At 63.0% G+C, this 13,698-nt stretch carries 12 protein-coding genes; 4 read left to right on the top strand and 8 right to left on the bottom strand.

The annotated features are described in order from the left end of the window. Window positions 1–47: 47 nt before the first annotated feature. The 7 genes from J8F10_RS36165 to J8F10_RS36135 form a co-directional block, all read right to left on the bottom strand. A complete protein-coding gene (locus J8F10_RS36165; RefSeq protein ID WP_210662983.1) occupies window positions 48–1,352 on the bottom strand; it encodes a hypothetical protein in 1,305 nt (434 codons plus the stop codon). Continuing rightward, on the bottom strand, window positions 1,349–2,185 hold the full coding sequence (locus J8F10_RS36160; RefSeq protein WP_210662980.1) for a sugar transferase: 837 nt from the start codon (window positions 2,183–2,185) through the stop codon (window positions 1,349–1,351). The genes J8F10_RS36165 and J8F10_RS36160 overlap by 4 nt, the downstream gene beginning before the upstream one ends. A 57-nt stretch (window positions 2,186–2,242) precedes the next feature. Then, a complete protein-coding gene (locus J8F10_RS36155) occupies window positions 2,243–2,869 on the bottom strand; it encodes an exosortase-associated EpsI family protein (RefSeq protein ID WP_210662978.1) in 627 nt (208 codons plus the stop codon). Between the two features lie 31 nt (window positions 2,870–2,900). Further along, the gene (locus J8F10_RS36150) at window positions 2,901–5,144 is read right to left on the bottom strand and encodes a polysaccharide biosynthesis tyrosine autokinase (RefSeq protein ID WP_210662976.1); all 2,244 of its coding nucleotides are present in this window, start codon (window positions 5,142–5,144) and stop codon (window positions 2,901–2,903) included. A gap of 50 nt (window positions 5,145–5,194) precedes the next feature. Next, window positions 5,195–6,055: an exosortase/archaeosortase family protein gene (locus J8F10_RS36145; protein WP_210662974.1), complete on the bottom strand. Its 861-nt coding sequence runs from the start codon at window positions 6,053–6,055 to the stop codon at window positions 5,195–5,197. A 1,227-nt stretch (window positions 6,056–7,282) separates the two neighbouring features. After that, complete coding sequence (locus J8F10_RS36140; RefSeq protein WP_210662972.1) at window positions 7,283–7,537, bottom strand: hypothetical protein; 255 nt, start codon at window positions 7,535–7,537, stop codon at window positions 7,283–7,285. Window positions 7,538–7,589: 52 nt separating this feature from the next. After that, window positions 7,590–7,991 (bottom strand): DUF3224 domain-containing protein, encoded by a 402-nt coding sequence (locus tag J8F10_RS36135; protein ID WP_210662970.1) that lies wholly within the window; start codon window positions 7,989–7,991, stop codon window positions 7,590–7,592. 510 nt (window positions 7,992–8,501) lie between these two features. On the opposite strand from J8F10_RS36135, the gene J8F10_RS41040 reads away from it, so the two are divergent. From J8F10_RS41040 to J8F10_RS36115, 4 genes are all read left to right on the top strand, one after another. Further along, on the top strand, window positions 8,502–9,017 hold the full coding sequence (locus J8F10_RS41040; protein WP_210662968.1) for a type II secretion system protein: 516 nt from the start codon (window positions 8,502–8,504) through the stop codon (window positions 9,015–9,017). A gap of 56 nt (window positions 9,018–9,073) precedes the next feature. After that, the gene (locus J8F10_RS36125; RefSeq protein ID WP_210662967.1) at window positions 9,074–9,727 is read left to right on the top strand and encodes a hypothetical protein; all 654 of its coding nucleotides are present in this window, start codon (window positions 9,074–9,076) and stop codon (window positions 9,725–9,727) included. Between the two features lie 579 nt (window positions 9,728–10,306). Next, a complete protein-coding gene (locus J8F10_RS36120; protein WP_210662965.1) occupies window positions 10,307–10,570 on the top strand; it encodes a hypothetical protein in 264 nt (87 codons plus the stop codon). Between the two features lie 673 nt (window positions 10,571–11,243). Beyond that, a complete protein-coding gene (locus J8F10_RS36115) occupies window positions 11,244–11,537 on the top strand; it encodes a hypothetical protein (RefSeq protein WP_210662963.1) in 294 nt (97 codons plus the stop codon). Between the two features lie 61 nt (window positions 11,538–11,598). Here J8F10_RS36115 and J8F10_RS36110 read toward each other — a convergent pair whose 3' ends face one another. Beyond that, window positions 11,599–13,563: an ABC transporter ATP-binding protein gene (locus J8F10_RS36110; protein ID WP_210662961.1), complete on the bottom strand. Its 1,965-nt coding sequence runs from the start codon at window positions 13,561–13,563 to the stop codon at window positions 11,599–11,601. Between the last annotated feature and the right edge of the window lie 135 nt (window positions 13,564–13,698).

The following is a 13,698-nucleotide window of genomic DNA, read 5'->3' as shown; positions in this document are numbered from 1 at the left end:
GAGCGAAAATCGCGATCTACATGAGGTCCGTGGATTCGTTGGCCTCCTTACACGCCCGCCAAACTTAGTCCTTGGGTCACGAACTTCATGAGCACCAACCCGGTCACACTCGCGATCAAAATCCAGCGGAACCAACGGTCATTCACCTGGAATCGCTCGGGGAGAGTGGGGGCCGCTTGAGCGAGGAGTACGGATACGATGCCCAGTGTCAGATAGGTGGGCACCGCGAAGTTTCTCGTGATCGAATAACACCCCATGGCGTACCCGATGATCACCGCGAACCCGTAGTGCTTGGCGTCCAGTGCCCAGCGGGGGGCGTCGACCCCGCGGCCGAAACGATCAATGATCCGCGCGCTCAAGTAGAACGCCCCCAGGAACGCACCACCGCCCAACAAGCCGAGCTCGACGTAAGATTGGACAAAGGAATTGTGAGCCACGAGGCCGTTCTCGCTCACGAACCACCCGATCCCCAAACCAGTTGGGATGTAAAATGGTCGGGCGAACAGGTTACTCAAACCGTCCGCCCAGAACATGAGGCGCTCGTGGGCCGTTTCGCCCCCGATGCTCCCTTGTCTTCCCCCAATCCCGAGTACCACGGCGACCGCCCCCGTTACCGCATATGGGAGCGCTTTGGGGCCTCCGAATCGGGAATAAAGGTATGCTGTTGCGCCCGCCAGAACGCCCAAGAGACCGCCCTTTGATTGCGTGTCCGTCAGTGCATAGGCAAAGAGTGGGATTGGGAGCAACCAGAGGTACCCACCGGTCACCTTTGGACGGCTCGTGGCACAGTAAACACAACTTAAGATCCCCAAGCCCAACATGAGACACAGGTCGTTCGGATCGTTGAAGATCCCGCTGCTAACAAGTCGTGGTAGTTCGGTTGCTTCCCCGGTAACAGGGTCGGTCCCACGTTGAAGGCATGGAACGATGTTCGGGAAGTGAGCAATGCCGTAATGCTGCGATAGTGCAATCGCTGTGAGCCCGCTAATCAAAACGACGAGAGCCGCGACGAACGCTCGGAAGCGGCTGGGCGTGTCAACGGTGGCGAGCAACAAGAAATAGTAGAGAATGACCTTGCCGAAGTCCGGGCAGAACTCGAAGAGCGCCTCATTGAAGCGGCCCTGGACAGAAAACGAGAGGATAGTTGAGAGGAAAAATAGGAGTACACACACGCTGACCGGGCGCCGGCGAAGAGTGCCGGGCGACAGTTCCCGCGCCAACTGGGGCAACGAGAGTGAGACGCACGGGATGATTGTCAGCAGGTACAGGCGCAGTCCCGTAATCTCCGGGAAGAGTTCTTCCGGCCGGAGAAGCAGGACCGCGTTCAGGAGGAGGAACAAAACGAAATTCATCGTGCCCCACCGCGCGCGGGTGCCCCGCCCTCGGTAACTAGGGCCGGTGCCATTTCGTTCTTACGGGTTGGCGCGGGCTGGTGGCGCAGGACGACTTTTGCCCCGCCGATCGCGCCGCGGGTTCGCGAGCCGGTTGGGGGCGGGGCAACGGTCAGCGGGTTCGGCAGGCGCATGAGCAGGCGCACTTGTGCGTAGGAAAATCCGACTAAATACACGAGCGTTCCGAACATGATTCGGAGGTCGAGCCACAAGCTCGCGTGTTCGACGTAATAACGGTCGAGCACGAGCTTGGTTCGCACCGATTCTACGTCGGAGTCCGCGGGGAGTTGGATCTGTGCGAGGCCCGTGACCCCGGGGCGGACTTGGTGGCGCTCGGGGTACCCCTCGATTTCTGCGGACAGCGGAACGACGAACTCCGGGCGCTCCGGGCGCGGACCCACGAGGCTCATGTCACCCTTCAGCACGTTCCACAGTTGTGGGAGTTCGTCGAGGTGGAGTTTCCGCAGAACTCGGCCGACGGGGGTGACGCGCGCGTCACCCTTTGTCGACCACTTCACGCCGGACCCAGACTCACAGTTGTGGGTCATCGTGCGGATCTTGTAGATCCGGTAATTTCGGTTACCCCGACCCACGCGGACCTGAGAGTAGAAGCCGGGGCCGGAAGACGTTGCCCGGACGAGGGCCCAAGTCACCAGAATTAAGGGGCTGGTCGCGAGCGCGAGCCCGGTACCGAAAATGATATCGCAGGCGCGCTTGAATCGGTCCGCGCGAGCCGAGCCAGGGTTGAAAGGGGGAGCGACCGATCGGGGCGCTGGGCGAATTTGGGCGGGCATACGAATCCACTCCGGGGGGGTGAGTGTTCTTCGGGCACAAAGGAACGAGCACGAAGTTCAGTCGCTCGCGGCGAGCGCTCGGGTCACGTCGGGCAAGGCCTGTCGGAGGAAGTCTCTGCAGGATTCCGCGGACTCGTCTCGAGTCCCCGCTACGAACTGCCGGACGACGTAGATTTTGTACACCGCGGGCAAACGGGCCAGGGACAGGCGCGGGTTCGTTGGCGCGTCCCACACGTGCCCGTCTCGGGACCAGCCCCAATAGATTTCGAGTTGGGTGGGTACCACTCCCGCTTTTCCGAACCGGGCTACCCGAAACGTTCCCTTCTGGCTCTCACCCCACTCGACGTCTTTTGTGGGAGTATCGGTGAGCTGCTTGTACCCGGCGCCGGCGTAGCACACGTCCGGGGTGTGGACGCTGATCGGTCCCCCCCGTCCGCACACCAAGAGGATCGAAACGGTCTCGCGCGTGCGCGCGTTGCGGTAGCTCCGGTACACGCACCCTTTGATCCCGGCGCGCGCCATGTCACCGGCTTCGTACGAGATATCCTCGCCGCGCCAGTCGCCGCATACGGGGGGGACGCGCTCGAGCCGGGCGAGCGCGTTCTGGAGCTCGCCCGAGGGGCGCCACCGGTCCGTTTGGACCCCGTAAACGGCCCCCGTAACGCTAATGACGAGCGCGGACATTACCAGCGGTCCGATGAAACGCACGGGTTAGTTACCTCTTCTCAAGAGAACCGGAGCCGATGGCGAGCACGGGACCCGGTTTAGCGGCGTACCCGTGGGTGTACTCGTGGGCGGCGCTGCGCACCCCGTTCGCGATCACCCCGGTCACGTTGGCGCGGACCGTTTGGAGGCGCGTAATGGCCTCGTCGACGAGCCCGACCTGACTGACGCCCATCAGAACGGACACCACGACCCCGTCGGCTTCTCGGGCCACGAGAAGCGTGTCGGACACGAGTAGCAGGGGCGACGTGTCCACCACGACGTAGTCGAACTCGGCCTTCAGTTGCTCCTTGGCCACCCGCCACCGGGCCCCGACGAGCGCGTGGCGCGTGGCCAAGGTCCACTCGCCGGCGGTCATAACCGAGAGCCCCGGGACGCCCGTTGGTCGGGTCATTGGCGCGGCGCCCGCCTCCTGAAGGAACTCGCAAAACCCGGGCGCGAGGGGGATGTCGAACACCCGGTGCGCCGTGGGCGCGCGCAGGTCGCCGTCGATAAGGAGCGTTCGGAACCCGGCCCGCGCGAGGCTGATCGCGAGGTGCCCCGACAGCGAGGTCTTCCCCTCGCCGGAGACCGCGCTCGTCACGACCAGCACGCGCAGGTCCGAGTCGTGTGCCCCATTTAGGAGCATCGTGCGGGTCGCGTCGATCGCTTCGACGAGCACCGGGTGGGCCTCTCGCCCCTTCTGCGAATCGCGGCCCGAGACCGGGACCGCGCCGATCAGTCGCATGCCCAATGCGGACGTTACGTCATCGGTGTGGGTTAACCGACGGTACCGATACTCCCACGCTATGACGCCCGCGAAACCGATGAACAGAACCCCGAGGGTGCCCATAAGTGTGAATTTCAGCTGCCGGTTCCCTTCGATCCCCGGGACGATGTACGGGGGCTCGACCATCGCGACACGCAGTTGGGTGCCGGCCGCAATTTCGATCTTGAGCTTTTCCGTCTCCGTGGCGATGTTTTCACTCAACTTTTCGGTTTGACCGATCTGTTGCTGGAAGCCCTCGAGTACCAGGCGATTACCGTTCGTTTTGCCGATCGTGCTCTTGATGTCTGCAATTTTCTCTGCGGCTAATATTTGCTGCCTTTCGAGGGACTCGATGCGTGCGCGCATCTCGGCAACGCGCTCCTGTGCCTTTTGTTCGTTTTTCTTGCGCAGACCACCGGCAATCTGGGAGCGTATTTGGTCCCTGTACTGGCCCCGCTTCAAAATCGCTGCCTGGACCGCTTTTTCCGCTTTGATGACCGCCGGCGCGTTTTTGTCGTCGAACAGCAATTTGGTTGTGGCGAGTGCCTGTTGTGCCTTGTCCACTTGTACGGTCAGATCCATCAACCCCGGGTCGTTGGTCAGAGCCTCTGCGACTTGCTCCGGTGAGGGATCGAACGGTCCAGCCGGGGGATCACCGCCGAGGCAGGCGATGTGGGCCGCCATCAGGGGGACCAGTTCGGCCGGGGGAACCTGTTCGGCACGCAGGGGGGGCTTGGGAAGTTCGGCTTGCGCCGCTTTAACTTGTGCCGCGAAGTCGGCTTCTTTATCGATCGCCCGTTTTAGGCTATCGTTCATTTGTGCGCTGATGATGGCCAGCATTTGTCCATCTTTAGACCCGAGGCTAATCGCGATTGTATCGATGTTATTGTGAAATCTTTCCAAGTCTTTGCGGTATTTTTGGTTCGTATCCTCGAGTTTTTTCAGACGGTCCCGGCGCCCGCCGTTTTCGGCGGCATCGACACCTTTCAAATACGCCTTTTGTAGTGCCTCGAGGATCGCGAGGAGGTCGTTGGGGGCGTCGCCCTCGAGTGAGACCCGGATGTAGTCACTGTTGGGTCGCACCTCGACCTTGAGCGCGGTATCTAACCAGCCGAGGGCATCGGGCTGTTTCTGAACGATTGGGAGGTACTGAACCTCGGGCTGCTTCAAGGTTTCGTTTAGAATCAAACGTCGCTTGATGGCTGCGGCCTGCGACGCCTTGTAAGTATTGACGTCGGAACGGCCTTCGGCCGATTGTTGGAAAATGAGAGCCGGGGCTTGGTGCGATACCTGGAACACGGTCGCAGCGGTCGCCTTGGGGAGCGGTAGGAGGAACCATATGCTGGCGCCCGCACCGAGTGCAAGAAACGCGACCATCAGGAGCGTACCGGGGCGCCGGTTGACGGCGTGAAGAACCGCCCGCGCGTTCAGCCCACTGCTCCGTTTCTCAGTACCGAGCGTTTGTTCGTTGCTGTTCGTCGGGCTCATAATTGTTCTCGGATCCAGAACTCGTGTTTCGGGCCGTCGGCGCGTTCACGTTAAGCGGGTGCATCGCTCGCTACGGGGATCAGGGATCGTTTCAAAATAAACAGTTCACCGAGCAGCAGCGCGATCGCCAGGGGCATCATTAACAAGCCGGCAAAATCGTGGAACACCGCGCGCGCCCACTCGCCCTGGTTCGCTTCAAATAGTACTCCCGTGAGGGTGATTCGCGCGACGTTGGCAATTACGGCGATCGGGACCGCACTCGCGACGATGGCGACTCGCTCGACCAAGCTCCGTTTGGCGAGGATGGCCACCCCGGTCGCCAGCGCGAAGAAGGTTACAAGCATACTCAACCCGTTACACGCTTCGACAATGCCCAAAGTGGTTTCACTCAAAAGAATCACATTTCCTTCGGCCACGGCCGGGACGCCGAGCGTTTGGAGGGCGTAGGTGCTGGTCAGCGTCGCGACGCGCTGGAGCGTCCCGCCCAACATCATTTGCACACGATAGGGGAGCGGAACCGTGAACGCGAGGAACAGGATCGCGGGGCCGGACCACACCACCGCCCGGCGCCCGCCTGCCGTCGCGGCGAGGCCGAACAAAACAATGATTAACGAAGTTGGGTCGATCCACGGCTGGTAAAAGACGTGGCCCACAAACCGCAACCCCGTGCCTACCAGCACCGCGCCGAGCCCCCACCACCGGGGGCGGAAGTCGTTTGCCCACAGGTGCTCGCGCCGGCGCCACAGCAAGTACCCCGAAAACACGGGGACAAAGAAGCCGTGGGAGTATTGTGGGTCATCGACCCACCTCACGCAAATATCCACGAGCGTGCCCCAGTACGCCCACACGAGCGCTGACAGGGCGACGAACGCGGCGAGAAAGAGCGGCTTGCGAGCCGATTGAGGGTCCATGAGACATCAATCCAAACGGGATCAGTGGCGCCCGACGCTCTGCTGGTTACCGATCTCAAATTGGAGATCGGTCCCCGCTTCAGGAGCGTCGATCTTCAGCACAAGCGGACGGCGGAGTTCGGTGCCAGAAGTTCGGTGAGGCAAATTGGTAGCGGGCGTCGGTTTAGTAATAAAGGCCGCAAGATCACTTTAGGATCCCGGACCATCGAGTTCCGACGCGGTTGGTTGCGGGGATTGCTCGGTCCCAATCTTTGGAACGATTCCCACCAAGAGAAACGGACATTTTGGGCGACTCCACGGATTTTGGCCAGCGATAGACGGCACACTGTCCGGAGGTTTGTCGAGCAAAGGTCGGCCGGAGTTCCCACAAAACCTAAAAAATGTGGTGGCCGCCAATTTGCCAACTCGAAATTCTACCGGAAATTTTAAATTATGATTTCCGAAGATGTTACCGCGGCTGAGGGCCGGTGAGGGATTTGGCCCGGACAAGAAGCGAATTGTTGGAATTGGGCGTTTTCATAGTGCATTTCCCAAAGTGGTTGGATGAGGTAACCACGTTCTACGGTGTCGATTCAAAGTAGCCGAACAGCATTGGGAAGAGGTAATTTAGTTCCTCGCTTGGCTCGCCACAACCTCAAAAATTGATACCGAAGGATTAAGTCATTTAAACCGTTCTTGCTGAACCTGAGAAACCTATGCTTTATGCGCCCCGCGCGAATTGCGGATAGCAGTCGGGGTGATTTTTGTCGACGACTCGGGATCGAGAGTCTCGGGTGTCACTTTTCAGATCTCTGAAGTGGTCTTCCCTGGTAGCGGGGCAACGTCCCACTTGTGGCGCATCAGGCCGAATCCTGTTGATTAGTGACCACTGATCGTCACAGAAGTTGTTGTTATACAATGGCTTCCAACGCAACTGGCGGGCGGCCAATCGACGTGATTTGGTAGCAGTTCTTGTCGCGCAGGGCGAGCCGTGTGTACCGCCTGAACTGGGAACCCGGCCGCGTTAACCGTGAAGCGGCCCGGGCCAGGAGCAGAAGCGTCGCCCGCGCCCGCTTCTCGGAATGCACCGATGCACCCGGAGAACCACCAGGCAGTTGCGCCGGACCAGTTGCGAATGCCTTCTCGTTTCGTTCTGCTGCGTCCAGTGCAAGTGTTTGGCATCGGTCGGGCACCGGTGCGGGCTCGGTGGAGCGGCAATTCACTTCTGGTTCTGGGAGGCCCACAGGATCACGCCCCCGATCGTGGCGATGACGAGCCCAAGTACCATCGCGCAACCGCCGCCCGGCCAATCCCCGGGTAGTGGAAGTCGACGCCCCCGTCCTCGTTCGTGGACTCGGTGCGAACGGACACGACGCGAGCGCTAACGCGGACGGCGCGGCGGAGCAGCGCCCGTTTCTGCCGGCGCTTGTCCAGTCCGCCGACAACGGCAAGCAGGCCGCCACAGAGGAAGAGCAACCCGAACCCCAACCGGTGGTCGGTCACGTGATCTCCGGGCGAATACGGAACGTGAAATCACTTGCTAACGGGTTCCGCCTCACACTGGCGGGAGCGAGTACTCGAAGTCGTAGAAGTGCTTCCCCTGTGCGATCTCGATCACCATTTTGCCCGATAACCCCACCAGTTCTCCGGTCCCCGAGTCCGGCACGACCGTGACCACGAGCGCCGGCTCGCCCCGGTTCATGGTCCCGCTGTGTTGCAGGACGAACGACCCGGCCCGGCCGCTCAGTGCCCCGGTCACCCACTCGATGGCGACGTATCCGGCCGATCCCTTGACCGCGGTCCCGGCGGACAGCATCTCACCGATGCTCGTGGCCTCGAGTTCGCCGCGGAACGTCTTGTCGATCGACAGCCGCCCGAGGGGGCTGCCCGCGGCCGTGTCGTGTGTCGGGAGCGGGGCCAGTTTGACCTCGAACTCGCCGCGAATCCGGTTCGCCATCGTGTCCTCCGTAAGTCGCTTCGCCCGTCTTTATACTCCGGCCCCCGCGAAGGCCCCTCCGCCGGCACCGACTCGTTGGTTGCGGGTTGCCGAACGCGCCCTTCGCCCCGGCCGCGCTGCGAGCAGGCGCGGGCCGGTGCCAACGGGTGTAGATCGGCACTCTCGGGGCGAAAACTTGCGTACCCGTCCGGGGACGGGATCGTGCCACCCGGATCAGAGAGTGGCCGGACCGATCTCGCTCTACAGAGCGGGAGCCGCTGTGCCCGTCTGTGGTCCGTTCACGAACCGTTGCCGTGCGGGCACGCTGGGGCGGCAACTAGGCTCCCGAGATGGCACATTGGGAATAACGAGTGTTAATGTTCTTGTAATAAAAACGCAGTGGAAGAATGAGAGTTAACTGGATCGCACTGATTTGCACTCTGATCGATCTCACGCCCGGCTCACCGTGGTCTCAGCCTCCGCGGGGTAGAGTCCCCTTCAGAACACACTCGTCACCGCGAAGGGGGCATCATGGTCGGGATTACGACACACCGCCGGGGTTTCTCGCTCATCGAGCTGTTGGTCGCACTGGGCATCATCGCGACCCTCATTGGGTTGCTGCTCCCGGCGGTACAGAAGGCGCGGGGGGCCGCGGCCCGGGTGCAGTGCCGGAGCAACCTGCACAACGTCGGGCTCGCGTTCCACCACTACATCGACGTGAACAAGGGGCAGTTCCCGGACGCGGCGCGGGTGCCGAGCCTCCCGCTGACCCCGGGCCAGCCGAGTCTAGCCACCGTGCTCGGCCCGTACTGCGAGAACAGCCGGGGCCTGTTCCGCTGCCCGCTCGATTCGACCCGGTACCCGACCGAGAACCTGAGTTACGAGTACCAGCCGCGGGTGGTCGGCAAGACGCTGGACCAACTGCGGGCCAACAAGCTCGGGCTCCCGCTCACCGAAGTCTGGCTCACCTACGACTTTGACCCGGTCCACGGCCCCGACCCGGAGCGCTCGCGCAACTACCTGTACGCCGACGGGCACGTCGAGTAACGAACCCGCCCACTCCCCGCGTCACGCAGCATCACTTCATTCATTGGAGCCTCCCAATGCACGCGCTCAGCGTTCGCCCTCAGAAGACCCCAGAGCCCGATGAACCCCCGCGCCGACGGTGGCGCCGGTGGGCCGCGGCCGTCCTGCTCGTTCTCGGGCTCGGCGGGCTGGCATGGGCCGTCCGCCCCGACCCGCACCTCGCGCGGGCCAAAGAGCTGCAGAAGGAACTGTTCAATTCGGGGGCCAAGAACCTGTCCCCCGAGCAACGCAAGGCCCTGTCCGCCGAGTACCGCGAGCAGGTGAAGCGCCTGAGCGCTGACCAGAAGTGGGAACTGTCCGCGCCGATGCGGGAGAAGCAGAAGGCCGAGATGGAGCGCTATTTCGCGCTGTCGCCGAAGGAGAAAACTAAGTACCTCGACGAGCGGATCGACCGTTCCGAGAAGGCACGGAAGGAGCGGGAGCAGAAACAGAAGGCTGCGCCGGGGGGCGCTGCGGCGCGCACCGGTGGGTTCGGGGGCGGACCGGGCGGGAAGGCCGGTGCGCCACCCGGAGCGCCGGGCGGCGGGCCGCCGCGCTCGGCCGAGGAAATCGAGAAACGGCGGAAGCAGGCCCTCGAACGAACGACTCCAGAGGAGCGCGCCCGGGCCGATCAGTTCCGCAAGGAGATGAACGACCGGCGCCGGCAGCGCGGTCTATCCGTGCGCCTGTGAACGGGTTCTGCTGCTACCGATCCATCGGCCGAGCGGTGCCGCGAGATCCGTCGGCCGTCGTCGCGCCAGGAGTTGGGTAGCGCCAATGCGCCCTAAACTGCGCCTCCTGTGCGTAGCTCGGGAAAGCCGCTTCACACCGGCGCGTGCAGACTTTTCCGGTCGGGTAAGGCTTACAACGGGTGGGCGACGCACGAAGAATCGAAACTGCTTGAAATCCCGGCAGAAACGCGATTGGTGTGGGGGGCGAAGGGATTGGCACGGGGCGTGCTTTATCTGGAGACGTCGAACACCAATCGGGTCAGGATTCCCCCGGCCCGCCCCACATACCTCCCGGCACCTCCCCCTACTTATCAACGAAAGCCGGTGGCTCGGGCCACCGGCTTCTTCTTTTTCTCGCGCGATCTCGAACACCTGCCGTACCGCGGTCGTTCGTCCCGCGCCCACCGGCCACCACGCGGAGGTGAGGAGCCGGTGAAGCCTAAATGAGAGCCGCCACCGGACCGCGCAACGATACCTCGACGAATCGTTCCTCACTCAGAAGGGCTGACCCGAAGCCGACCCACAACGAGGAGAACGACCGTGATCCGCAAACTGATCTTGTCCGCCGTGATCGCGACCGGAACCATCGCCGGCTTGACCGCCACATCGACCACCGCCGGTGCCGCGCCGGACGTGTTCGACCGCGAGCGCCACAACGTCCGGTTCGAGGTGCAGGTGCGCCACCGCGGGCACTGGGACACTTACGGCACCTACCGCGATCGCGACGATGCCCAACGAGTTGTTCGGATGCTGGAACGCCGGGGTCAGGATGCACGGATTGAAGTGGAACGGGGCCGCTGGTGAGAGAGGTGCGTGATTGGTATGGCGCATAAAAAAAGGACCGGCCGCTAACTGTCACACTGTCGCCCATTCAGTGTGGCTGTCGCGGCCGGTCTGAAGGAACTATACCGCCCAAAGGGGCGAAAGCAAACGAATAGAGCGGAAAATCCCGACGTGTCGGAGGCTCGCGCCGGGTATTCGGACGGACGAGGATGTTGAGTACGCGATCGATAGGGAAGCGATAAGTCGTTAATCAGAAATAGCTTGCGATAGAAAAACGAGAAAAGTATTGCCTCGGCGCGCGACCTGCTATCACCTTCTCCCATCGCACCGGCCGTTCGCCCAACTTCGCCCATAATCGCCCGCGGTCCCGGTTGCGATTCGACCCGGTTCGCCCAACCGGGTTTCCGAACACGCTCGACTACGTTCCGAGTTCGCCTTCGGAACTCCGCGCGGATCGGGTGAGGCCGCTCATCGCCCTCGCCTCCCCGGTCCGCGCGGGTTGACTTTCAATACCTCTCCGCGCCCCGCTCACCGAACGAAAATTCATCACCGGAATCTCCATTCGGAATCCCTGACCCACAACCCGGCCTCGAACAGTTGTACAGAGCGAGTTCTCGTTTTGCTTTCACACCCGTCGGCGGCACACGTGACCGCTGCGGGCGGTACCAATATCCACCCGACCCGTGAGGTCTCGATGTCCGCAATACCGAATGCCGTGACGCAGTTGGTGGCCGAAAACAGAGAGGTTTCCGCGCCGTCGCCCGCCCAGCGCGAAGAGGCGATCCGCGCGAGCGTCCTCGCCAAACTCGGGCGCCCGGTCCGGCTGCTGAAGGTGGCCGTCCTGCCGCTGTGGGGCAATAACTTCCGGGTCAACGTGTGGACCGGCGAGGGCGCGTCCGCGGACGCGATCCCCAACAGCTACTTCGTGACGGCCGACGAACGGGGTGGCATCCTGCGGTCCGAGCCGCCCATCCAGAAACAGTACTGACGTGCCCGCAATGTTCGGGCGCCCTCGGTTCACCACGAGCCGAGAGCGCTCGGCTTGTACGTCATCGCCATTCCTCCTCGACGTTCGGGTTGTGCGATTCCATCTGCCGAACGACCATGCCGTAGTATGTGCCGCGAGCGGCCATGAGTTCCTCGTGACTGCCGCGCTCGGTGACCCGCCCGTCCTCCATTAGCAAAATCAGGTCCGCGCGCCGGACCGTGGACAGGCGGTGTGCGATCACGAACGTGGTCCGCCCGGCCAGGAGCGCCGCCATCGACGCCTGAATCAACTGCTCACTTTCTGTGTCCAGGTTACTCGTCGCTTCGTCGAGAATCAGAATTTGGGGGGACGCCAGGATCGCCCGGGCAATGGCCAATCGCTGTTGTTGGCCGCCCGAGAGCCGCACCCCGCGCTCCCCGACGACCGTTTCGTACCCTTCGGACAGCTTAACGATGAACTCGTGCGCGTTCGCGCGCCGGGCCGCGTCCTCGACTTCAGCGTCCGCGGCCCCGGGGCGGCCGTAAGCGATGTTGTCCCGAACCGTTCCGTCGAACAGGAACACGTCCTGTTGAACAAGGGCCAGCAGGTCGCGGTAGGTCCGCAGCCGGAGGTCCCGGAGGTCCACGCCGTTGACCAGGATGCGCCCGCGGGTCGGGTCGTGGAACCGCGCCACCAGGTCCGTCACCGTCGTCTTCCCGGCCCCGCTCCGCCCCACCAGCGCGACCACCGACCCGCCGGGCACGACCACGTCGAACGCGCGGACCACCGGGCGCCCCTCGTGGTACTCGAACTCGACCTCCTCGAACCGGATCTCCTGCACCACGGACGGAGCGCTGAGGGCGCCGGGGCGGTCGGGCTTGTCCGCGTCCGTCGCGAGCACCTCGAACACCCGCTCCATCGCCGCGAGCGAGCGCTGGAGTTCGGAGAACGAGTTGACGATGTTCCAGACCGGCCCCAGGAGCAGGAACGTGTACCACTGGAACGCCATGATGTCGCCGACCGAGGCCCGGCCGGTGACGGCCAGGTACCCGCCGTACCAGACGATCACCACGTTGACGCCCGCCACCAAAAGGCCCCAGGACGTCCACAGGACCAACTCCCGGCGGTGCGCGAACAGTTCCTTGCGGAGCACCGTGTGGCGCCCGACCATGTAATCGAGGAGCTCCCGCATTTCGCGCCCGAACGCCCGCACGACGCGGATTCCCGAGAACGTCTCGCCCGCGCGCCCGTCGATCGCCTCGACGTCCTTGCGGACCGAGCGGTAGATGGGCCGGACGCGCCGGGCAAAGGTGAAGCTCATGAGCACCGCGCCGGGAATGACGGCCAGCGCCATCAGTGCCAGGCGCCAGTTCAGGGTTAGCAGCACGCCGATCGCGATGGTGAGGCGGACGATCGAAAGGGCCGGCGACACGATCGCCATCTGCAAAAGCCCCGTGGTCGTGTCGACATCGCCCGAGAGCCGAGACAGGATGCCCCCGGTTTTCATGCCCCAAAGTTTCGGCAGCGGCAGGTGGAGCAACCGATCGTAAAGCGCGCGCCGGAGGGAAAGCATCACCCGCGTGTTCAAGAGCTTTTGGCGGTAGTCCTTGAGTACGCTCGCCAGTTTGGAGACGATGACCACGCCGAGGAACGCCGCGCCCGCCGCGTGGAGGTAGGTGAGGCGCGAGGTCGTGTCGAGCGCGGTGTTCAGGAGCACCCGATCGACGATGAACCGCATGAACAGAGGTTCGATCATCTCCAACCCGGCGCCGACCAGCGCGAAGAGGAAGATCGTGCCCACACCGTAGCGGTGCGGCCAAAGGAAGCGCAGGTACGCGCGGGTGTACTCCCGGCGCGTGCTGCGGCCGGGGGCTTCCGGCTCTGCGGTGGGTGCGTTTTCGTCGGTACGAACGGGGGCATCGGGTTTCGCACCTTGATCCACCTCGGCCGGATCGTCGAGTCGGCGGTGCTTGTAGTCTTTGACGAACTCCCGGTAGCGCTGGCGCGAGGTGCGCGGCTTTTTCGGGTGTTTCGGTTGGTCATTCATATCGTTGCACCGGGACCGAGCGGCCCCAGCGGTCCACGGACTGTGTTGAATGAAAGTTGGCAGTATGACCACGTCCCAGCGCGAAAAACCATCTCGGATGTCGATCGGAAATTTCCAGACGATCCGCGATGTCCC

The sequence above is a fragment of the Gemmata palustris genome, from assembly GCF_017939745.1.
In the GTDB taxonomy this organism is placed as follows: Bacteria; Planctomycetota; Planctomycetia; order Gemmatales; family Gemmataceae; genus Gemmata; species Gemmata palustris.
The sequence above is the reverse complement of the archived record's forward strand: the minus strand, read 5'-3'. Positions and strand labels throughout refer to the sequence as shown.

What these genes read in the sequence shown, in the direction of transcription:
- J8F10_RS36165 (WP_210662983.1), bottom strand. Translation starts at nt 1,352, where the DNA reads ATGAATTTCGTTTTGTTCCTCCTCCTGAACGCGGTCCTGCTTCTCCGG.
- J8F10_RS36160 (WP_210662980.1), bottom strand. Translation starts at nt 2,185, where the DNA reads ATGCCCGCCCAAATTCGCCCAGCGCCCCGATCGGTCGCTCCCCCTTTC.
- J8F10_RS36155 (WP_210662978.1), bottom strand. Translation starts at nt 2,869, where the DNA reads ATGTCCGCGCTCGTCATTAGCGTTACGGGGGCCGTTTACGGGGTCCAA.
- J8F10_RS36150 (WP_210662976.1), bottom strand. Translation starts at nt 5,144, where the DNA reads ATGAGCCCGACGAACAGCAACGAACAAACGCTCGGTACTGAGAAACGG.
- J8F10_RS36145 (WP_210662974.1), bottom strand. Translation starts at nt 6,055, where the DNA reads ATGGACCCTCAATCGGCTCGCAAGCCGCTCTTTCTCGCCGCGTTCGTC.
- J8F10_RS36135 (WP_210662970.1), bottom strand. Translation starts at nt 7,991, where the DNA reads ATGGCGAACCGGATTCGCGGCGAGTTCGAGGTCAAACTGGCCCCGCTC.
- J8F10_RS41040 (WP_210662968.1), top strand. Translation starts at nt 8,502, where the DNA reads ATGGTCGGGATTACGACACACCGCCGGGGTTTCTCGCTCATCGAGCTG.
- J8F10_RS36125 (WP_210662967.1), top strand. Translation starts at nt 9,074, where the DNA reads ATGCACGCGCTCAGCGTTCGCCCTCAGAAGACCCCAGAGCCCGATGAA.
- J8F10_RS36115 (WP_210662963.1), top strand. Translation starts at nt 11,244, where the DNA reads ATGTCCGCAATACCGAATGCCGTGACGCAGTTGGTGGCCGAAAACAGA.
- J8F10_RS36110 (WP_210662961.1), bottom strand. Translation starts at nt 13,563, where the DNA reads ATGAATGACCAACCGAAACACCCGAAAAAGCCGCGCACCTCGCGCCAG.